Below are 19519 nucleotides of genomic sequence, written 5' to 3' on the forward strand. Positions count from 1 at the left end.
CGTGCTGGGTGAGGGTGGTCTCGTACAGGGGGATGGCCCGCCCCAGATCGCCCGCCGCCTGGTAGGCGTAGGCGAGGTTGTTGCGGCTGCTCAGGGTGTTGGGGTGGGTGTCGCCCAGAACCTGCTCGTGCTGGGCGAGGGTGGTCTCGTACAGGGGGATGGCCCGCCCCAGATCGCCCGCCGATTCGTAGGCGAGGGCGAGGTTGTTGCGGCTGCTCAGGGTGCTGGGGTGGGTGTCGCCCAGAACCTGCTCGCGCTGGGCGAGGGCGGCGGTGCGCAGGGGGATGGTGCGGGCGTCGTGGCCCTGTCGGTAGAGGTATTGGGCGGCTTGGACGTACGCGTTGGCGGTGTCGAGGTGGTCGGGGGCGGCTGTTGGTGTGGTCTGCGCGAGGGCTTGGATGTGGGGGAGCAAGCGCTGCCAGAAGGCGGGGGCGTCGGGGTGGGCGTCGTCGGGCGCAGTGGCGACTGCGCTGCGGATGGCTTGCTCGGCTTCGGCCCGGCCCGGGGCTGCCGTCGGATCGTCTCTTGCCGTGGACGGTGATGTGCGGGCGCGCAGGACGGTTTGGACGAGTCGGTGCATGGTGACGGCCCCGTCAGTGAGGGCGATCATGTTGTAGGCGTGCAGTTCGCCCAGGGCGTCGTCAAGGTCGTCCGGGTCGGGAGCGAGGGGTTGGAGGAGGTCCCGGGGGATGGTGTCGGGGGCCAGCCACGCCATCGCCTGGAGCAGCGTGACGGCCAAGGGCCCGCGATCGGCGATGGCCGTCAACGTGTAGTCCCAGATCCGGGCGATGGTGCGCTCCGGGTCGTGGACGTCACGGCTGTTGTCCAGGATGCGCATACGGCTCAGGGAGCCGCGGTAGGTGTCCATGTCCCTGCCGGTCCGATGGACGTAGGCCCCGGCCTGCTCCAGGGCCAGGGGAAGGCAGCCGAGTTCCTCCGCGAGGCGTCGCGCCGTCTGCTGCTGCACGTCGGTGGGGGCGGTGCCGGGAAAGGCGATGGTGCACAGCAGGTCGGCGGCCTGGTCCAAGGGGAGCAGGCCCAGCGGCATGGTGGGGGCGATCGCGTGCCAGCCCGTGGCCCGGCGGCTGGTGATCAGATGGTGCCCGCCGCCCAACGTGCCCAGGTGGGGGCGCAGGTGAGCGGGGTCCTCGACGTTGTCGAAGACCAGGAGCCAGCCCGGATGCCACCCCAGCCACGTGACCGCCCACGCCGCCCGCTCGTCCACACCGACCGTCAGCGCCCACTGCGGGCACAACCGCGCCGCTATGCCCGCCAGTCCGGCCAGGATCTCCTCGGGCGACTCGGCGGCAATCCACCACACCAGGCTGTAACGGTCGCGCATGCGGTCGGCGTAGTGCAACGCCAGCGTGCTCTTGCCCACACCCCCCAGGCCGTGGATCGCCCGCGCCCGGGACGGCTGCACCACCGCTGCCGCGCCCTCGCCGCTCAACATCTCCTCCAGCGCGGCAAGCTCATCCTCCCGGCCGACGAAGACCCCCGACACCGAACCCGGCAGGAACACCGACCCCGCCGGCGCCTGAACGGTCCGTGCCCACTCCACGGCCTGCTCCGGCAGCATCACCACCCGCGCGTGGTCACCGGTGATCTGCACACCGCTGTTGACCACCGACGCCACCGACCGCGCCCCCAACGCGGCCGCCCCTGATGCCGCAGCCTGCGGACCGGTCACTGCGTGACGTGCGCGTCGTCGCCGGTGATCTGCACCCCGCTGTTCGAATCCGAGGCAATCGAACGCTCCCCCGACGCCACGACCGAAGAACCCGACACCTGCGCGAACAGTTCGGCCAACTCCCTCTGCAAATCCTCGTCCTCACGCAGAGCCCGCTTGATCTGCTGCCGCAGCGCTCCCGCGGCGTCCACGTTGTCCGGCTCCTGGACGACGTCCTCCACCGCCGATGCCAAAGCAGCACGGCCCTGCTCTCCCTGGCGGTGCCACACCGCTTGGAGAATCCGCCGGCCCAGGCTCGCCGTCGCATCGGCTGCGGCGCCCACCGCCGCGTCCTCAGCCCGCCCGAACACCTGCACCCCGTACGCACCCGCTGCCGCCGACAGATACGGTCCGGCCTGCTCCACCAACTGAACGATCTCCGCGCTCACCAACGCCCCCTGACCACACAACGCTCCACCCTTGTGGCAAACCCAGCGTAGGAACACACAGCACGCCGTGACTACCAAACGCCACAAACCCCGACTGCTTCCCTACCCGGCTGCGCACGCGTACCGCAGGCGACGCTCTCCGCCCAGGAACGGAGTCGCCACGCAACAGCCCGCCAGACGCTCCCGAAGCTCAACCCTGCGACGCTCACGGGTAAACCGCCACGAACCGAGCCCACTTGACCCCCAGCTCATCGGTGCAAGGGTTTTCGCAGGTCAGAAGCCCTCTGAGGCACGATCAGTCGTTCGCGTGAGCTGGAATTGTTCGGCTGCGTGCACAGCGTGTGGTCCCAAAGTGGTCCCAGGCCCGTGGCCTAACCGGCCGCGCCGGCAGGGGGTGTTCCTTCGGCCGATGACCGTTTCCTGCTGATCTCCATGGCGCTGCCGAAATCCTTGCAGAACTCGGTGAAGCTCCATTGGCCACCCGGGGCTGGCGCGAACGAGGCGAAGGAACCGATACTTTCGCCACTCACCGCGACGTCCAGCGTCCCCTGCTCGCTGATGCGTGCGCTCGGACAATCTTCAAGGCTCTGCGCGAACATGGGCCTTGTCTGCCTTCCCTGCCCAAGCCAAGCGCCCCAGTAGATGGTTCGGTCCGTCAGGAAGAGAACCCCGTCCTGAGGGCCGTCCCATTGGTTTCGAGCGGGCGCACTCGCGATCTTCCGTTCTCCAGATTCGAGCAGTGGCTCGACGCTCTGCCAGTACTCTGCCTCAGCCCTGTCATGGCGCCGCTGTGCCCAGCGTTTCAACATCGTGGCACCCCCCCAAGTTGTTCCCTGTGCGCCTCAGTATCCTCGTCGTACGCTCTCCGGTCCCCTGGATGCGAACTATGGGCGGGGCGGTCGCTGGGGTCTGCTGTCGTGGTCACCCGGTTGCTGGTGGATGCTGCGGGCCGCTGCCGGTCGGTGGGGTTGCTGTACTTCGCTCCTGTACGCGGCACGGTGCCTCCGCCTCGAACGACCAGGGACCGACAGGCTTGTGCCCTCTCCCCAGCCTGCAAGCCGGGCCAAAGCGGGTGCGAGCATGGATGCCAACGAGTGCCGGGCGCTTCTGCCTCCCGTCTCCGCCAAATTGGGCAGACTGCACTCCTCCGCGCCTCCATACTATCTAGAGGACGCGGGGAGGATGTTCGTGGGTAATTACTATGCGCCAGTGTCGGGGTTGATTCCGGTTGGAATCGATGAGCCGTTGTGGATTGGAGACTACGGTCTAATTCCACGCAAATGGGGGGTTTCCCTGTTTGACTGGGCCGAGCTGCAAACGAAACACAAGCTCCACATCACTTACACTTCTGGTGACATGCTATTGCAACACTGCAATTTGGAATTTGGACTCACCTCACCTTCCCTCGAAGAGGCGATGGCGATGCTCATGCCATTCCATGCAATGCTGTATGTGCGTGAAATTCACCCCTTCTCAGCACAGTTCATCTCGACTCATTCCATTAATGAGTATGCGGGAATTAATTCCCGGAAGTCCTCCTATGGGGCCGAGTTGCTGCCAGAGGGGCTGCGCGAAGGGATTACCAGCGATACCGCGTCAGTCGAGGTCTGGCCACCTCCATACGCGTCAGGGACAGTCGCTCGCAGACAAGGGCTGGAGCGGGACCTGGATTCATCGCTGTTTGCGCAGGTGGTTGAGGACGTTCAAAAGTGGGGCGAACTACGCTCAGCCTCGCCAGTCTGCCTGTTCTTGGAGCGTGTGTTGACCTCTAGTCCGGTGGTGCCTGATTCAGGGCAGTCCTTGTTGCATGTATGGACGGGCCTGGAGTCAATGTTTCCGAAAGTGCAGTCTGAGGTTAGCTTCCGCCTGGCGCTCTACCTAGCACAACTCCAAGCCCCGCTTGGCGACCGGCGAGAATTCTTTCGCCGCGCCAAACGGTCCTACGGTGACCGTTCAAAAGTGGCTCACGGCGGAGAACTCAAACCCAAGAATGAAAGCGACCCTTGGTTCGAGGCTTGGAGTATCTTGACTCACTCCGTTCGAGCCATATTGGAGAGGGGTGCTGTTCCAGCAGAAGAAGACCTTATCGAGGAACTTCTTACGGCGGCAGATGCGAGCGATTGACGCGATTCCTCGCTGACGCCACCTCGTTCAGCCACCCTCTTCTCCCATCCCGTCTGCCGTCGGCCCGCACTCTTGTGGAGCGGGCGTGGTTCAGGGCGTCAAGGTGGAGCGCGCCACTGTACGAACGACCTTGACGCCCTGGGCCGCGGCTGCTCGGCTTGCCCGGGTCGATGGCAGTCGGGATGGGAGCACCCACCAGACCCACGATGAACGCGCGGGCGCCGGCCGAGCCTGGGCCATCTCGGAGCCTGAGCGCCCCCGCCAGAGGCATCGTCTTGACCTCGGCTGTGCGGGATCACCTCGTGCCCTCGGGCTTGCCCATCGCGGGCGCGCGCGGCGCGGCTGTGCCGAGCGGGGCGGAGACAGGAGCGACGGCGCGGCCGGAAGCCGGACGCGCGCCCGGCGGAGCGCCAGGGGAGCCGGGAGCCTTGATGAGGCAGAGAGACCCGTAACAAGGTTGCCGTCCGCGTGGCCGATTCGCGCTCGGCCGCTGCCGGGGCGGGGTGTGCAGCCCTGGGTGCACAAGGTGTGCGGACTCGGGGGTGTGATGAGCAGCTTGCACGTCAAGCGCTGGCGGGGGCACGGTATCGCTGAGATTCGGGTCAAGACCGCGATCTTGGTACTGCTCGGTCTGCCTGGCGGCGGCAGCGGCGGGCTTGGGCTTAGTGGTTGCAGATAGCTGGCGCGTAGGGTGCCGGGGTGATCGCGATGCCAGAGGAGCTCGCGCAGAGCACCGTCGCCCGCGAGGGGAAGACCGGGGCCGCGTGGCTCGCGGAGCTGCCCGGGATCGTCGACGAGTTGCTGGGGCGCTGGGAGTGCGAGCCGAATGGTGAGGTTATGAACGGGGGCGTCGGCGTCATCGTTCCGGTACAGCGGCGCGCTGGGGAGAGCGCCGTACTGAAGGTGTCGTTTCCGCATCCCAACAACGTTCATGAGCCGGATGCGTTCGTTGCGTGGCGTGGGTGCGGCGCCGTTCTGCTGCATGAGCGTGACGACGAGCGGTTCGCGATGCTGCTGGAGCGGGTTCAGCCGTCGACCCTGGCGGAGGTCGAGAACGGCGACGAGGTGGTGACGGTCGCCGGGCGGCTCAATCACCGCTTGGCCATTCCCGCTCCGCGCGGCCTGCCCCGGCTGCGTGATCAGGCCGGTGCCTGGGAGGAGCGGCTGCGCAAGGACGCCGAGGAGCTGCCGCATACACTGCCGCGTCAGGTGCTGGATGCCGCCGTGGCGACCGTTCGGGAGCTGGGCCGTGTCCAGCCGGACACCCTCGTCTATGGCGACCTCCATGCACGGAACATCCTGCGTGCGAGCCGAGAGCCGTGGCTGGCCGTCGATCCCAAGGGATACGTAGGAGATCCTGCCTACGACGGCGGAACACTGCTGAAGTCCCGCGCGCTGACGCTCCTCGAAGCGGATGACCTGCACAAGGCTGCCCACCGCATCTTGGACGTCTTTGCCGAGGCCGCGGAACTCGACCGTGAACGCGTCCAGAGGTGGGCTCAGTTCCATGCCGTCAAGGCTGCGTTCGGGGGCCGCCGCCACGGTTTTCGTATCGCCCGCAGTGGACCGCAGCTGGACTGGCTCACCGAATTCGTCGATCGCCTGGCGGAGTTGCTCACCGAACGCTCGTAGTGCGAGATGGTGCTGGTCGATGCCGGTGGGTGGACGAGTTCGGCCGCCGTTGATCATCGTGAGCTGTGGGGACCGACGATGAGGTCATAGTCGCAGGTCACAGCATAGATCCGACACGAACCTCGCCGGCGAGCCGGGCCGCTGTGCTGGATCTGCTATCGGACCTGCCCCGGAAGACCTACTGGACCACCGGGGAGGGCGTAGGGGGCTGTGCGGACAACTCACCTGGCTGCAAGGCCGCTACGCGTCCGACGGTGCTGGGGTGATCAGTGAACGGGTGATGATCGCCTCGCCGATGTCCAGGCCAGCCGACAGGTTGGCCGCGTATTTCTCGGGGAGCGTCCCAGTCTGGAGGCTGCAGGCTTGGATCAGGCTCTCGCACTCCTGGATCTGGCGGTCGGTGGCCAGCATGTTGAACAGTTGGTCGGACACGACTTCGCGGGCGGCGTAGCCGTCCCGCGTTGTCGCTATTCGCCGGGCCAGATCGTCAACGAGGCGGCGGGCCCGGGGATGATCGGCACTCCCGACGATGTCCAGGACCGTGAGCCCGAGGCGCACGTCGAACACCGTCTGCCCCGACCCGCCTTCATGGCCCAGGTACATGGTCACCAGATTTTCCAGGCGGGAATCGTCATCTCGCCCCGCTATGCGCTGGCACAGCGCGGCCAGGCATGCGGTGACGGCCTGCTCCCACGGGTCTCCTTCGGCCGTGGTGGCAACGAGTTCCACAGCCCGGTCGACATCGCTGTCGTTGAGCGCGGCGATGACGGCGACTTGGCGGCCGTCGAGCATGCGGGTGCCGACGCCGTGGTGTTGTTCGATGTGGGCGAGGGCCTTGCGCCACCGTCCTGTGGTGGTCAGGGTGCGTGTCCCGTCACCGAGCAGGACGCGCCACAGCCAGGCCCGGACTTCCCGCCGGTCGTCTTCGGTGCGGGTGAGGTCGGCTGGTACGGCGATGCCCTCGAAGACGACGCTGTTCCGGGCGCCGACTGCCTCGTACAGGTCCAGGAGCCGCTGGCGGCCGTCGTCGGTGTTGCCGGCGCGGATCTGCAAGCGTGCGAGGTTGACCAGAGGTTCCAGTCCTCGGATGGCGCTGGATGCCGTCAGCGGGCTGGCGACCAAGTAGGCGTTGGCGTGCCGGTGGCACATCGCCCTGGCGAGGTCGGGAAGGCCGACGTCCGAGGCGAGGAGAGCGGACTGGTTGAAGATGGTGGAGGCCAGGCCCTGGTCGTTCTGATCAGCAGCTCGCCCGGCAAGGTCGACCAGCGCGTGTACGCGGTCGGGCAACGGCAGGCAGGCGGGGCGGAAGCGGGCAACGAGCGGGAAGCGTCGGGCTATCTGGCCGTACGGGTCCACCGGGGCCCCCTTGGGGTGACAGGGCGGGTAGGGGACGGTGGAGCCCGTCGGCTGCATACGGGCTCCACCTCCGTTACGCCTGGGCAGGCGTCACCGCCAGTCGGCGACGATGCGGTTGAGCGGGGTGTCGATGGCGAACAGGCCGGGCCGCTGCTCGATCGCGGGGTCGTCGAGGCGCCGGATCTCGAAGGACGCCTCGTGGCCCCGGTAGTTGCGGTCCCACGTGCGGACCGCCTCGACGACCGTCGCGGCCAGTTCGCCGCTGCCGGGGCCATGGCCGATGACGCCGAACTCCCAGAGCTTGCCGCCCTCGGGCGTGGTCTTCTCCAGCAGGCGGCGAGCGAGGTAGGTGACGGCGCCCTTTTCTACGGCTGCTGTGGACGACGGGTACGGGTCCTCGGTGAGCAGTGTGCCCTTGGCGTCGGCCGGGAACAGCATCCTGATCAGACCCGACGGCAGGCAGCAGGAGACGAACAGCTCCATCCACTCCGGCGACTCCGAAGCTTGGACCGTCATGCCGGTCCATTCCTCGGTGCGCGGCTGGTGAAGCACACCTGCCAGGGCGTCGGCGTCGATGGGCTGCCCTGCCGGGGCCTGGAGCCGGACGGTGCCGTCCGTGCTGAGGGGGATGACGCGGCGGTCGTCGTCGGCGATGCCGCGGCGCAGGGGCATGAAGGTGTTCATCTTGCTGCCCACGCTGGTCCAACGGCCGTCGCACTGCTCGTAGGCGATGGAGCGGGAGACGCTGCCCTTGAGGCGCTGGGGGACGACGAGACGCCCACCAGGGGCGAGTTGGTCGAGCCAGGCGTGCGGGATGCCGTGGGCGCCGACGGTGGCGATGATCCGGTCGTACGGTGCGCCCTCGGCGTGGCCGAGCGCGCCGTCGCGGGTCACGGCCTCCACGCTGGTGAATCCGGCAGCGGCCAGGTGCGCGCGGGCACCGTCCACGAGGTCTTCGTCGACGTCGATGGTGGTGACGTGGCCCTTCTCGCCGACGAGGTGGGCGAGAAGGGCTGCGTTGTAGCCGGTGCCGGCGCCCAGTTCGAGGATGCGTTCGCCCGGCTGTGCGTCGAGTTGGTCGAGCATGAGGGCAACGACGCTCGGCTGGGAGGCGCAGGAGATCGACGTGCCATCGGTGTCGTACTTAATGTTGACCTGACTGTTGGCGTACGCCTCCTGGACGGAGGCGTCGGGCACGAACAGGTGGCGGGGAACGGTACGCAGCGCGTTCTCGACTGCGGGCGTGCGGGCGTATCCGATCTTGCGGATCTGGTCGACCAAGGCGTTGCGGAGTCGTGGGGCCTCGGCTCCGTTGGGGGCGATCGTCTCGGTAGTCACCGCCCCGACGCTAGTGGTCGCGGACGTGCCCTCCGTGGAGGACGCGGTGTTGTCACTCGATCCCATGACTGCCTCTCGTGCTGTGGCGAACAGGGCGCTTTGGTCGTCCGGGAGGAGACCGGCGCGGTTGGCGTGGAAGATCACGTGGTGCGCGATGACGGCGCGCAGACCGCGCGAGAGCCCGCCCGTACTGGCGAGGTTGGCCAGCGTGGTGCCGGCTCGTTCGAACGCGGCTATCCACTCGGTGTGCCCGTCGAGCGGTCTGCCCGGCCGGGACAGGCTGTGGGCGTCGACGGTCATCAGCGTGCGCATCGCCGGTATCAGGGCGGCGGTCCGCTGCGGGGTGAGTTCGGGGGGCTCTCGCAGCGCGGCGGCCTTCGCCCAGACGTCGCCCTGCTCGTACCAGTCCAGGTCGGCGGCGCGCATCATGGCGCTGAGCAGCAGGGCTGCGGTTTCGCGGCGGCCGATATGTTCGGGGCCGGGCTGGTAGGTGACCAGGTGTCGGCAGTCCTCGTGGAACAGCGCGTGCGCGGCGTCCATCGCGCGGGCTCCGCCGAAGGCGGCGGATTCCGGCTCGTAGATGCCGGGCAGCCAGGACATCACCGTGCCGTCGTTGACGAGTTCGCTGAGGACAGACTGAACAAGCGGGGACGGCTGCGCTGCGCGGTACCGCAGGGGCCACGGCTGCTTGTTCATGAACCACCACCCGTCGAGTTGCCCTTCTTTCTCGGCAGTGAGCAGGGCTGGGCCGAGGCGGTGGATGATGGCGGCCTTGCCCGCCTCGCGGTCGGTGAAGACGACGTTGTGCTGGTGCCAGTGGTCCGGGGCCATCGTGGAAGTCCTTGGATCGGTGGGTCAGGCAACGAGCAGGCAGGAGTCCCATGCAGAGCAGGGCGGCGTGGTGGTGGTGACGAGGAGGACGAGGGCGATCCCGGCGGCGCCGTTGAGGAAGCCGGGCCCTGTTTCCTCGTCCTCCAGGACAGCCTTCGCAGCGTCGTGCGGATCGGTGCCGGGCGGACAGATCGAGGCCGTCAGCGCCGGTATGGCTGCACGGAGCTGTGCGCGCGTTGGGCCTGTGGTGTCCTCGGCGACTCGGTACGCGAGGTGGGCGAGGCCGGCGAAGCCGTGGCACAGGCCGTTGTCGGATGTCGCCTTGAGTTGCAAGGGGTCGGTGAGGGCGGTCGCGAGAGTGGTTTCCGACTCGGCCTGGAGGGCGTCATCGCGCAGCGCGTGGGCCGCGAGTTGGCGGGCGCGGGCCAGTCCTGCGGTTCCGTAGCACCAGGAGGGTCGGCGCAGCGCGGACGGGGCGAGGCGATGGTCGCGCAGTTCGGCGCGGGTGACCCAGTACGGCCAGGCGATGCCGACGTCGGCCGGCTCCCGCCAGCGGTCCAGCCAGGCCAGGACGGACCGCATCGCGTCGAAATGGCCGGGCACGAATGTGCCGCGGCGGGCAGCGAGCGCAAGGAAGGAGAGGACACCGCCGACCCCGTGCGCGAGACCGCTGTTGCCGTGCCCTCCGGGGAACCGCTCGTCGGGTCGGCCGGAGGGGCCGCTCGGCGTCCACCACCCTGGCAGGACCTCGTCCTTGAGGCTCACGGGCTGGACCAGGCGCACGCAGTAGTCGAGGACAGCGCGGACAGTGGAGCCGGACGGATCACGGCGAAGCAGGTAGGCCCCGTACCCGACCAGGCCGCGAATCGTGTCGAACTCCGCCATCTGCGGCAGGTATCCGGCGTCCATCCGTCGATGTGCTGCATCCAGGCGTCGGAGGGTATCCGTGGTGATTTTCGCGTCCAGGGCGGCGAGGGCGCGCTCGTAGGGGGCGGGTTGGTGCTCGACGGCGGAGGCCAGGGCGTGGGCCAGGGCGGGTGCCCCGTAGAAGGAGTGGCTGTCGGGGCCGCTGGTGAGCGGCTGGGAGGTAGCGACCGCCAGCCAGTCGTGAGCATGCCGCCACGGTCCCAGGCCGCGGGCGGCTCGCTCAATGTGGAGCAGGGCGATCCCTATCGGTCCGTACGCCAGATGCTGCCGGTCGGCGGTGAAGGTGCGGGGACCGACCGGGGCGGTCGCGGGGTCGGCCAGCAGGTCGGCGATTGCCTCTCCCATCGCCGTCGCGCGGGGGCGGGTCATCGTGTCCTCCGTGACATCCAGGCCAAGGCGGCGGCTCGCGTGAGGTACAGGCAGATGGCTTCTTCGGCGAAGTCGACCGTCAGGTGGCGGACGAAGTGGACGTGCAGCAGCGAGGACAGGACGTCGTCCGGGCGGATGCCTTGGGCGTTCAGGCCGGGAAGGTGGGTCCGGTAGGCGGCGACCGCTGTGTCGCGGTCGGCCCACGCTTCCACGACTGCCTGCCCGCCAGGCTGGCCACGCAGGGCTGCCCAGTCGTCGGACGGGTCGGCCAGCCGTACCGTCTCGGTGAACTGCGGTCGCGGCACCGGGACAGGCGCGGCGGCGGGGATCTGCTGGATCAGCCAGCGCATCGCGGCTTCGGTGCTGCCGAGGAACGCGGCGGCGATAGCGATGGTGTGGGCGGCGACCAGGGCTCGCTGAGGGGGGCGTTGGCGCTGGCCGAGTTGGGTGACCACCGCGCGCGAGTCGGTGCGGAACACCTCCTCGACGGCGTCCCAGGCCGGTCCGGACCCCCAACGGCCGGTCTCACGGTAGGAGGTGGGGAAGCGTAAGTCCGCGAGCAGGCCGGCATCGCGCAGTTCGTTGGCCCAGGTGCCGATGGTGCGGGCTGTCTCGGCGAACGCGTCGGGAGAGGGCAGGGCGATCCGTAGCCGAAGGTGGTGGTCGGGGTCGCGGAAGCGGATGAACCACCAGGGTCGGCCGCCGAGCCGGTCGAGGAGGTCGGGGACGCGGGCGAGGATCGTGTCTTGACGGCGCAGGTCGCCGTAGAGGGTGGCCAGCAGGAGGGAGGAGACGCCCGGGGTCTGGATCTGGTCCGGGGAGAAGGTTCGGGCCAGGGTGGGGGTCGGCAGCACGGGCCAGGCCGGTGGCCGGGCAGCCTTGAGGGGCACGACGACTTCGTGCGCGCGGCCGTCGCACCAGCCGTAGGCGTCGGCGGCCGGGGCCTCCACCAGTACCGCCGAGGGTGCGCCGTTCAGGTGGAGACGCAGCAGAGTTCGGTGCGCCGCGTGTGTCATGTCCAAGAGCAACAGCCGATCGCCTTCGGCCAGGTGAACCCGCGCAGGCATCCGCCGGCGGGACCGCCAGTTCTCAAGGGCGGCGTCCCACAGGGGTTGGGGGTCGTTGCGTCCGGGCAGCTCGGCGGCTTCCAGCCGCCATCTCGCCGGGGCCAGCACGGTTCGCCCGTATCGGACCCGGGGCAGGAACGGCATGGCGTTCGCGGCGCCCCAGTCGAACGAGGTGACTTGCGCGCACTGGGCGCGGGACAGCTCGGTGAGGAACCGGACGAGCGGCGGCGTGTGCTCCTTGAGGTTCAGCGCGTGCATGCCCACGGCCTCGATTCGCTGCCCGCGTTCGGGCGCGGCCAGGTACATGCGGCGCCCGTCGCATGCCACCGCCAAGTCGTCGGGGGTGAGTACGTCGCCGCCCGCGGCTCGATGCTCCTGGATGCTGATCACGGTGGGCAGAACCTGGGGGGTGCGCGTGACGTGGGCACTGGCGGGATGCAGCGGCGGGAAGGAGAGCTGGGCGGGGATGGTGCCGGCGTCGGCGGCCGGGAGGTCGGCCAGGTCCGCTGCCAGCCGCTTCCGGTCCTCGTGGGCCAGCACGCTGAGGAAACGGCCGGTGGTGACGCCGGCACCCCGGGACACGCTCGTCAACTCCACGAGGAATCGACCGCGTTGTAACTCTTCGACGCTGACAGCGTGCACGTGGACGCCGACCTCCAGGTGCGGGGGCACCCTCGGTTGGCCCGGTCCCAGATCGAGCGCCGCGATCAGCTCGTCGGTGAGGACCACTTCGTCGTGGCCATCAAGGACGGCGGCCTGCGCGAGCCGCACGAGCGTGTCGTGGCGTTCGTTGAGCCGGGACCGGCGGGTCTCGGCGGTCGCCCCTGGGTAGCCGTCCGGGAAGCCTGTGCCGCTGTCGGAGATGACGTCGACGAGCGGCACCATCGTGCCGATGCCGTACCGCTCGTAGAACCTGCGCTGGTACGCCTTCCACGCCGCCGTCCCGTGCGGCAGTGGACTGATCCTGGTCAGGACGTCAGCGGCGCGCTCGATCTCGTGGGCGACCTGCTCCGTAAGTTCAACTCTGGAGTCCAGACGCACGTCGAGGGCGAGGGGGTGCCGGCGCAGGCCAGGGGACAGAGCCCGCATCCGGACGGCGGTACGGGCCCGGCCGGCGCGCGAGCGGCAGTCGTGCAGGTCCTCTCGTACCGCGCGCACCTCACGGACCACGCCAGCGGCGCTGGTCACGGCATCGACGTCCACGGCATGGAGCTGATTCAGGAGGTAGTCCAACGCGTCGGACTCGGTGCTCGGCGCGCGCAGGCTGGTGATCAACACGTGGTTGCGGACCAGCCCGTGCACGAGTCGCCGTGCCCTTTCCCCGCCGGCTGCGGGAAAGTCGGCGGTGAGCTTGTCGCAGAGGACACCCGCGCAGACGGGTTCGCGGGCCGCTTCCATGATCACCCGCACGGGTTCGGTAAGGACCATGGAAGCCTCGACCGCTCGCCGCCGTACGCCGTTGGTGTCGGACTCGTACGGCACAACCAGTTGCCCGCCGCGTACCTGCACGGTGTTGTTGAGGATCACCGGCAGGCGCTCCAGCAGTTCGGGGAATGACTCCAGCCGTTCGACGACGGCCGCTAGCCACTCCGCGCTGGCCCGCGCGACGACCGTGTGCTCCGAACCCCACGCCGCGCCTGCCCGCGGTCCGAAGGCGGCCGGTGCAACGCCGGCGAACAGGCCGAACGGCGTGGCCCGCTGCTCGGCGCGCAGGATGTAGCGGGCTACCGAAGCAGCGGCACGGCGCACCTCACGATCGGCCGGTTCGTCGGCGAGGCACAGCGCGCCAACCTGCGAGGCCAGGACAGGGCTGGCGTGCTCCAATGCCTCAGCGACGTCGTCCTGAGACCAGGCAGCCCGCAACCATTCCAGCCGACCACGTGCGCCACGCGGGGAGGAATCGGCGAGGTCGGGGGCCGGTGGCACAGGGAGTTCCGGTCGAGCGACGGCCCGGATGAGTGCGTTCCGACTGGCACGGAATACGGTCCTCGACGCCATCACAACCTCCTGGTCAGCCTGACGGGTGGCCGGTGCCTTCACGTTGTGGGCCGTGAAGACACCGACCTGGGTTCCCTGCGCCTACGGTCAGGCCACGCTGGAGACGCACGCGCCGCAGGTCGAGCCGCAGCCGTCGTCCGTCAGGTTGACCAGGCCGGCGGGGTCGCCGACCTCGACCAGGGTGACGTCCAGCTCGAAGCCGTCCGATGCCGCCGTGCTTGCGGCCACCGGCTGCGCCTTCGTGGTGGGGGTGATGTTGGGGCTCATGTCAATTCCCTTTCGTCTTTTGGGGAGTGCGGATGGTGCTGCTGACAAGTGCCTATGCGCGGGGCGTATGGAGACAACTACTGCGCGGAGGCGGTTACCGACCACCGGCCCGAGGCGCTGGCCTGGGCGCGGCGTCGGCGGTCCAGTGGGTGCGGGCGGAGGCCAGTGTGGAGGCGACGTCGTTGGTGAGCGGTCGGCGAAGGCACTGATGCGGCGGCGACTTCAGCGGTGCCGGCCGACCGCTCGCTGTCGATATCCGGCCGTTGCTGAGGCACGTCGATGCCCGGGGCCCGGGCCAAGGCCGATAAGGAACGCTCGATCGCCTCGAACCGCTGGGCAACGCTTCCGGAAGCGTGGTCCTGCGGCTCCCCGGCCGCCTGGCGCGGGCTGTGCGCGGCGAGGGTGCAGCCGGTGCGGCACGCTTCGGCTTCGAGGTCCCGCAGCCGTCTTCTGTGCTCCGTCGACACGTGCGTCACGCTGTTCCTCCGTCTTCCGGGCGGTTGTCGCGCTTGCGTTCCAGGCTGACGAGAGGACAGTTGAGCGCCCTGGCGATTTTGGTGAGGTTGGCGGGGGTGGCGTTGCGTCGGCCGGATTCGATCTCGCCCATCAACTGCTCGGAGACCCCGACCTGCTCGGCCAGGGCCCGCTTGTTCAGGCCGGCCTTCTCCCGTGCCCAGCGCACGGCTTCGGGCTCCTGGTGCAGGCGGCGCGGGGACGTTCGGGTCGTGCGGTCCGCGGGGCGTTCCACGATGAGTCCCTTCGGGAAGATCCCGGCGGAACGGGATCGGGTGGTGTGCGGGTCCCGGACTTGGCTGCGTCCGGGCGGAGTCGTCGAGAGATGGCGCTTGGTGGGGCCTCGCTCCGCCCTGTGGAGGAGGAAGGGCGGAGCGAGGAGTTGGGGGGAGCGGGTGGTGCTCGGGCCATAGCGGTTGCCGATATCGCGACCATTGGGGCGGCGTCGGACGCAGGCGTGGCACCGGCCTGTTACGAGGTGTGACTCGTCTCACCGACCGGAGCGCAACGGGGGTTCCAGGGGGTCGTCAATCTGCCAGGTGTGACCACCGGGGTGACCTTCGTACTCGCCACAGCCGCCGTGGGCGGGGTGGGAGGCGGGGCAGTCGGGGAGGACGAGCAGCGTGTCGGGGGTGCTGTCATGGAGCCAGCGGCTCCACGCGGCCGTTTTCTCGGCGACATCGTGGACCAAGGCGTAATGGTGGCCGCCAGTGTGGTGTTCGAGGGTGCAGCGCAGGTCGCGGATGTCGGCGGGTATGCCGTGGCGATCGCCGGCCCAGGCGAGGGCGGTGCGGGCGAGGGGGTCGGGCAGGACCGTCATCGCGGAGCAGAGGGGCGGTCGGCTGGGCACCGGGTCGCGGTCCGTCGGGGAATTGGAGGTGGCGGTGGTCACGGCGTATTCCTAGGAGGTGGGTGTGGATCACTGTGCGGATCGGATCGGCCGAGGCGGCCGGAGGCGGTCTGGCCGAGCGACGGCGCGGCTCGGCGCGCTGAGATGTACTCACGCGGTCACCGCGTGGTTGCCGGTGGTGGTCAGAGCGGGTTCCGGCGGAACGCCGGCCGTGACGGGGAGTTGGGCCCAGACGGCCTTCCCCGGACGGTGTGCGGCCGGCTGGTAGCCCCATGCGCCATCGCTGAGGCCGTTCACCAGTTGCAGGCCCCGGCCGTTCTCGGACTCGGCGGAGGGCGGGCGCAGGAGAGGCGGGCGCGGGCTTTCGTCGTACATGGCTATGCACAGGCGGTCGGCTGCGATCCACAGGGTCAACTCGCACCGGGGAACGTGCGGTTGTCCGCAGTCGGGGGCGAACGGCTTTGCCTCGGCGCCTGCGTGGCGTACGGCGTTGGAAGCCAGTTCGGCGACAACGGTGAGGGCGTCGTACGCGAGGTCTTCGGGCAGGCCCCAGTCGCGTAAGACGGCGTCGGCGTGCCCCTTGGCGTAACGGACGGCCGACCGTTCGCATGCCAGGTCCAGCACGCTGTGTAAGCGGGAGCTGGAGGTCATGACCACACCCTTCACCGATGTCTCCGGGCAGCCACGGCGTCTGTGGGACGACCGGGGCAACGCTGCTGTCTGTAATCAGTCAACGACAGAAACGATCGGCGAAAGTGCACAAGAAGTGCACAAGCCCGGGGTGGGGGTATGGATGGGCTGAGAGCATGGCTGGGAAGGAAGACGATCAGAGGGACACTGGCGACATGGGATCAGTCATCGCAGTTCCTGGGCCCGGTGCCAACGTCTCCCGGCTCCGCAAGGAACGGGGCTGGGGGCAGGCGCGGTTGGCCGCGGCGGCGGGGGTGTCGACCTCCCAGCTCGGCAAGATCGAGCGGGGTGAGCGCACGCTGACGCAGGGCGTCGCGGCCGCCCTCGCGCGTGCCATGAACCTCTCTCTCGAAGAGGTGCTCGGCACCACGGCCGTCCCGCTGGACGCCGCGGCTTCGGTGAAGGCCCTCAACAGCGCGGTGCGCAGATTCGACCTCCCCCACGAGCCCGAGATGAGCGGCGAGGAGGTCAGGGCGGCCCTGGACGCGATGGGCCGTACCCGTAGCAGCGCCGACCTCGACAAGGTGCTGACCGACCTGCCGGCGCTGGTCTGCGGGGCGCAGAACCACGCGCACGCGGTGGGTACGCCGGAAGCCTGGGCATGGGTGGTGGAGGCGTACTCCTCCGTCTACTGGTTGGCCGCCAGGCACCGCTGGATGACGCTGGCCGATCTCGCCGTCACCAAGCAGAAGCTGGCCGCACAGCAGTCCGACCCGGTGACCGCCGCCCTGGCCGCCCGGGACGAGGCCGGGATCTACCTCAACCACGGCGAGTTCGAGGACGGCCTCGCGGTCGTGGACCGCGCCATTGTCGAGGCGGAGGGAAACGCGACGGGACGGGGACGTACGTACGCCCTGGGCATCCTCCACCTGCGCGGCCTGACGCTGGCCGGGCGCCTTCAGGACAAGCGGACCGCCGACCAGCACATCGGCCGCGCGTGGTCTGTCGCGGACGACTTCAGCGAGGACGTCGAGCGCTGTGGCATCCAGTTCGGGCCCGAGAACACCGCGGTCCACGTGATCGCAACCAGCGGGGACCTGCGCCGGCACGGCGACGCCATCAGCACGATGGAGGACCTCATGCGCGACGGGGTCTCCCTCCCGGCCACCCGGACCAGCCCCCTCCACATGAACACCGCCCGCTCCCGCCTCGCCCTCGGCGACCGGGACGGCGCGCTGGAGGACCTGGAGATGGCATGGGTCCTCGCCCCCCAGATGGCGAAGGTCCATCCCACCTCGCAGGAAGTCCTCCGCGTCCTCACCTCGGCCCACAAACGCAGCAACCCCCGCCTGGTGAAGCTGGCGAAGAGGGCGCACATCCAGTTCTGAGAGGGCGTTAAGTCCGTTTCTGGTAGCGGCCGCGTCCGGGCTGTTCGAGGAGTCCCTGGCGGACAAGTCGTCCCAGTCGGGAGCGTGTGACGTTGATCGAGGGCTCGTCGGTGGGCAGGCCGAGGTGTTCGTGCAGATCACGGACGCGGAACACCTTCCCGGGGTGCTCGTTGAACGTGGTCACGATGCGCTGGTAGACGGTCGCGGTGGCGGTCTCCGCGGGAACTGTTCCGTCGTCGGGCGCGGCGAGGTGGTCGATGACCTTGCGGGTGGCGGCGAGCTCGGCCAGGCGGGCTTCGGTCTCGGCGAGAGTGGTGGTGAGCCGCTCGATCTGCTCGCGCAGGTGGTCGGCGCGTGCGACGGTCTCATCGTGCTCGGTCTGCAGCAGCCGCAGGAGTTCGTGGACGTTCACGCGGCCAGTTCCATGGCGTCCCGCCAGGTGGGGGTAGGGGTGGTGAGGCGGCGGAGCATGCCGGCGGTGGAGGCCCAGTAGACGCGGGAGGCCGCGTTGTCGGGCCGGTGGTCGTAGTCGCGGGCGAGACGGCGGTGGAGCATAAGGGTGCCGTTGACCTGCTCGATCACCCACCGTTTCGGTTGCGGGACGAAGCCCTTGCCTTTGTCGTCGGGGTTGCGGCGGACCACCTCGACGGTGATGTCCTTCATCGCTCCGTGGATGATCACGGCGTCCTTGAAGCCCTGGTCGACCAGGACCTTCTCCAGACGCATCCCGCACCGCTCGGCCGCCTGGTCCAGCAGGGCGATGCCGGCCTCGTTGTCGTGCGCGCTCGCGGCCAGGACCACCACGCCGATGACCAGGCCCAGCACGTCGTTCGGCCAGTCCCCGCTTCCTGCCGGGCGTCTTCTTGTTCACGTCCAGTCCCGTCGTCTCCTTCGGCACCCCGGCCGCCACGCGGAAGGACTGGGTGTCGATGATCACCAGGGACGGGTCCTCTAATCGTCTGGACCGCTCCCGCACCTGGCAGCGCAGAATCTCCTGGATCCGCTGGTCAAGGCCGTCCTGGCGCCACAAGGTGAAGTAGTAGAACACTGCCGACCAGGCCGGGAGATCGTGCGGCAGGAGCCGCCACTGACAGCCGGTCCGGTTCTGGTAGAGCAGCGCGTTCACGACCTCGCGCAGGTCGCAGGAGCCCGGGTCCCCGGTCGCCGACCGCGCTACCCGCTCCTGCTTCCACCCGATGACCAGCGGCTCGATCAACGCCCACTGCTCGTCGGTCAAGTCAGTTGCGTACGGCATCCGTTCCATGCCAGCCAACCCCATCATGCACACGACATGGCGCGAGGACGAAACCGTCCCATCATCCACGAACGGGCGACACCACATGGGCAGAAACGGGACTTAACGCCCTCTGAGAGCCGGACATTGCCGGTTGGTGTACTTCGCTGCTGTTTCGCCGAGGGGTGGCGGTCAACCGGGCCGGCCCCCGATTGCCCCTGCGATGAGGACCGTAGTGGCGGGCCGGTGCTCATTGCGCCCCTGAGGCTGCTACCGGCGGGGCTGGCGGTAATGCGAGCGTACAGACCTGAGAGCACATCACCAAACCTCTGCTCGAGCGGAAGCACTCCCCATACTCCGCACCGACCGAAGGCCCCAACCAGGAGCTGGTCAGGGCCTTCTCGTGGCGCTACGACTTCAACCTGAAGCTTCTTCTTGCGTCCCTGCCAACCCCCTTCACAGCCGAGGTGTCGAGCCCTCGGCCGTACGCTGCCAATCAGGGACATCCACGGGTGTTGATGTCACCCGTGGATGTCTCCAAGCGGCTAGAACTTCAAGGACGGCAGCCGGATCTGCGTCAGGCGCACCATGCGCTCGTAGTCCCGCTGCATCTTCACCACCGGGTCGCTGACCAACCGGTCAAGGTTCCGCTGCATCTTCACCACCGGGTCGCTGACCAACCGGTCAAGGTTCCGCTGCATCTTCACCACCGGGTCGCTGACCAACCGGTCGAGGTTCCGCTGCATCTTCACCACCGGGTCGCTGACCAACCGGTCGAGATTCCGCTGCATCTTCACCACCGGGTCGCTGACCAACCGGTCGAGATTCCGCTGCATCTTCACCACCGGGTCGCTGACCAACCGGTCGAGATTCCGCT

At 68.8% G+C, this 19519-nt stretch carries 16 protein-coding genes and 1 pseudogene; 3 read left to right on the plus strand and 14 right to left on the minus strand.

Annotation, left to right across the window (positions count from 1 at the left end):
• The 3 genes from ACIP4Z_RS05565 to ACIP4Z_RS05575 all read right to left on the minus strand — a co-directional run.
• The coding region (locus ACIP4Z_RS05565; protein WP_401305297.1) for a tetratricopeptide repeat protein at positions 1 to 1690 on the minus strand (1690 nt) is incomplete at its 3' end.
• Positions 1687 to 2118, minus strand: a complete 432-nt coding sequence (locus tag ACIP4Z_RS05570) for a hypothetical protein (protein ID WP_401305299.1) — start codon at positions 2116 to 2118, stop codon at positions 1687 to 1689. The genes ACIP4Z_RS05570 and ACIP4Z_RS05565, both read right to left, overlap by 4 nt.
• Positions 2119 to 2489: 371 nt before the next feature.
• Positions 2490 to 2717, minus strand: coding sequence for a hypothetical protein (locus tag ACIP4Z_RS05575; RefSeq protein ID WP_401305301.1), 228 nt, complete (start codon positions 2715 to 2717; stop codon positions 2490 to 2492).
• Between the two features lie 589 nt (positions 2718 to 3306).
• On the opposite strand from ACIP4Z_RS05575, the gene ACIP4Z_RS05580 reads away from it, so the two are divergent.
• Positions 3307 to 4242: a hypothetical protein gene (locus tag ACIP4Z_RS05580; RefSeq protein WP_401305303.1), complete on the plus strand. Its 936-nt coding sequence runs from the start codon at positions 3307 to 3309 to the stop codon at positions 4240 to 4242.
• A gap of 699 nt (positions 4243 to 4941) precedes the next feature.
• The gene (locus ACIP4Z_RS05585; protein WP_401305305.1) at positions 4942 to 5874 is read left to right on the plus strand and encodes an aminoglycoside phosphotransferase family protein; all 933 of its coding nucleotides are present in this window, start codon (positions 4942 to 4944) and stop codon (positions 5872 to 5874) included.
• Positions 5875 to 6114: 240 nt separating this feature from the next.
• Here ACIP4Z_RS05585 and ACIP4Z_RS05590 read toward each other — a convergent pair whose 3' ends face one another.
• The 8 genes from ACIP4Z_RS05590 to ACIP4Z_RS05625 all read right to left on the minus strand — a co-directional run bounded on the left by ACIP4Z_RS05590 (position 6115) and on the right by ACIP4Z_RS05625 (position 16041).
• Positions 6115 to 7230, minus strand: a complete 1116-nt coding sequence (locus ACIP4Z_RS05590) for a hypothetical protein (RefSeq protein WP_401305307.1) — start codon at positions 7228 to 7230, stop codon at positions 6115 to 6117.
• A 90-nt stretch (positions 7231 to 7320) separates the two neighbouring features.
• Entirely contained in the window at positions 7321 to 9399 is a 2079-nt protein-coding gene (gene fxlM, locus ACIP4Z_RS05595) for a methyltransferase, FxLD system (RefSeq protein ID WP_401305309.1), read from the minus strand.
• A gap of 24 nt (positions 9400 to 9423) precedes the next feature.
• Positions 9424 to 10695, minus strand: a complete 1272-nt coding sequence (locus tag ACIP4Z_RS05600) for a lanthionine synthetase C family protein (RefSeq protein WP_401305311.1) — start codon at positions 10693 to 10695, stop codon at positions 9424 to 9426.
• Positions 10692 to 13760, minus strand: coding sequence for a lantibiotic dehydratase (locus ACIP4Z_RS05605; RefSeq protein WP_401305313.1), 3069 nt, complete (start codon positions 13758 to 13760; stop codon positions 10692 to 10694). Before ACIP4Z_RS05605 ends, ACIP4Z_RS05600 begins: the two co-directional genes overlap by 4 nt.
• 87 nt (positions 13761 to 13847) lie before the next feature.
• Positions 13848 to 14027 carry an FxLD family lanthipeptide gene (locus ACIP4Z_RS05610; RefSeq protein ID WP_401305315.1) on the minus strand — a complete coding sequence of 60 codons (180 nt, stop codon included), beginning with the start codon at positions 14025 to 14027 and terminating at the stop codon, positions 13848 to 13850.
• Between the two features lie 472 nt (positions 14028 to 14499).
• A complete protein-coding gene (locus tag ACIP4Z_RS05615) occupies positions 14500 to 14775 on the minus strand; it encodes a helix-turn-helix transcriptional regulator (protein ID WP_401305317.1) in 276 nt (91 codons plus the stop codon).
• A gap of 255 nt (positions 14776 to 15030) precedes the next feature.
• Positions 15031 to 15432 carry a hypothetical protein gene (locus ACIP4Z_RS05620; protein WP_391159252.1) on the minus strand — a complete coding sequence of 134 codons (402 nt, stop codon included), beginning with the start codon at positions 15430 to 15432 and terminating at the stop codon, positions 15031 to 15033.
• Between the two features lie 108 nt (positions 15433 to 15540).
• On the minus strand, positions 15541 to 16041 hold the full coding sequence (locus ACIP4Z_RS05625; protein WP_401305319.1) for an ATP-binding protein: 501 nt from the start codon (positions 16039 to 16041) through the stop codon (positions 15541 to 15543).
• 194 nt (positions 16042 to 16235) lie between these two features.
• On the opposite strand from ACIP4Z_RS05625, the gene ACIP4Z_RS05630 reads away from it, so the two are divergent.
• Positions 16236 to 17408: a helix-turn-helix domain-containing protein gene (locus ACIP4Z_RS05630; RefSeq protein WP_391159257.1), complete on the plus strand. Its 1173-nt coding sequence runs from the start codon at positions 16236 to 16238 to the stop codon at positions 17406 to 17408.
• Positions 17409 to 17415: 7 nt separating this feature from the next.
• On the opposite strand, the gene ACIP4Z_RS05635 is transcribed toward ACIP4Z_RS05630, so the two are convergent.
• The 3 genes and pseudogenes from ACIP4Z_RS05635 to ACIP4Z_RS05645 form a co-directional block, all read right to left on the minus strand.
• Positions 17416 to 17820 carry a type IV toxin-antitoxin system AbiEi family antitoxin domain-containing protein gene (locus ACIP4Z_RS05635; RefSeq protein ID WP_401305321.1) on the minus strand — a complete coding sequence of 135 codons (405 nt, stop codon included), beginning with the start codon at positions 17818 to 17820 and terminating at the stop codon, positions 17416 to 17418.
• Positions 17817 to 18672, minus strand: a pseudogene (locus ACIP4Z_RS05640) (IS5 family transposase). The gene ACIP4Z_RS05635 and the pseudogene ACIP4Z_RS05640 overlap by 4 nt, the downstream one beginning before the upstream one ends.
• 515 nt (positions 18673 to 19187) lie before the next feature.
• Positions 19188 to 19519, minus strand: a 332-nt coding sequence (locus ACIP4Z_RS05645; RefSeq protein WP_401305323.1) for a hypothetical protein, incomplete at its 5' end; no start/stop codon positions are given.

The sequence above is a fragment of the Streptomyces sp. NPDC088910 genome (genome assembly GCF_044749865.1).
Taxonomy (GTDB): domain Bacteria; phylum Actinomycetota; class Actinomycetes; order Streptomycetales; family Streptomycetaceae; genus Actinacidiphila.

What these genes read in the sequence shown, in the direction of transcription:
- ACIP4Z_RS05575 (WP_401305301.1), bottom strand. Translation starts at nt 2,717, where the DNA reads ATGTTCGCGCAGAGCCTTGAAGATTGTCCGAGCGCACGCATCAGCGAG.
- fxlM (WP_401305309.1), bottom strand. Translation starts at nt 9,399, where the DNA reads ATGGCCCCGGACCACTGGCACCAGCACAACGTCGTCTTCACCGACCGC.
- ACIP4Z_RS05600 (WP_401305311.1), bottom strand. Translation starts at nt 10,695, where the DNA reads ATGACCCGCCCCCGCGCGACGGCGATGGGAGAGGCAATCGCCGACCTG.
- ACIP4Z_RS05605 (WP_401305313.1), bottom strand. Translation starts at nt 13,760, where the DNA reads ATGGCGTCGAGGACCGTATTCCGTGCCAGTCGGAACGCACTCATCCGG.
- ACIP4Z_RS05610 (WP_401305315.1), bottom strand. Translation starts at nt 14,027, where the DNA reads ATGAGCCCCAACATCACCCCCACCACGAAGGCGCAGCCGGTGGCCGCA.
- ACIP4Z_RS05625 (WP_401305319.1), bottom strand. Translation starts at nt 16,041, where the DNA reads ATGACCTCCAGCTCCCGCTTACACAGCGTGCTGGACCTGGCATGCGAA.
- ACIP4Z_RS05630 (WP_391159257.1), top strand. Translation starts at nt 16,236, where the DNA reads ATGGGATCAGTCATCGCAGTTCCTGGGCCCGGTGCCAACGTCTCCCGG.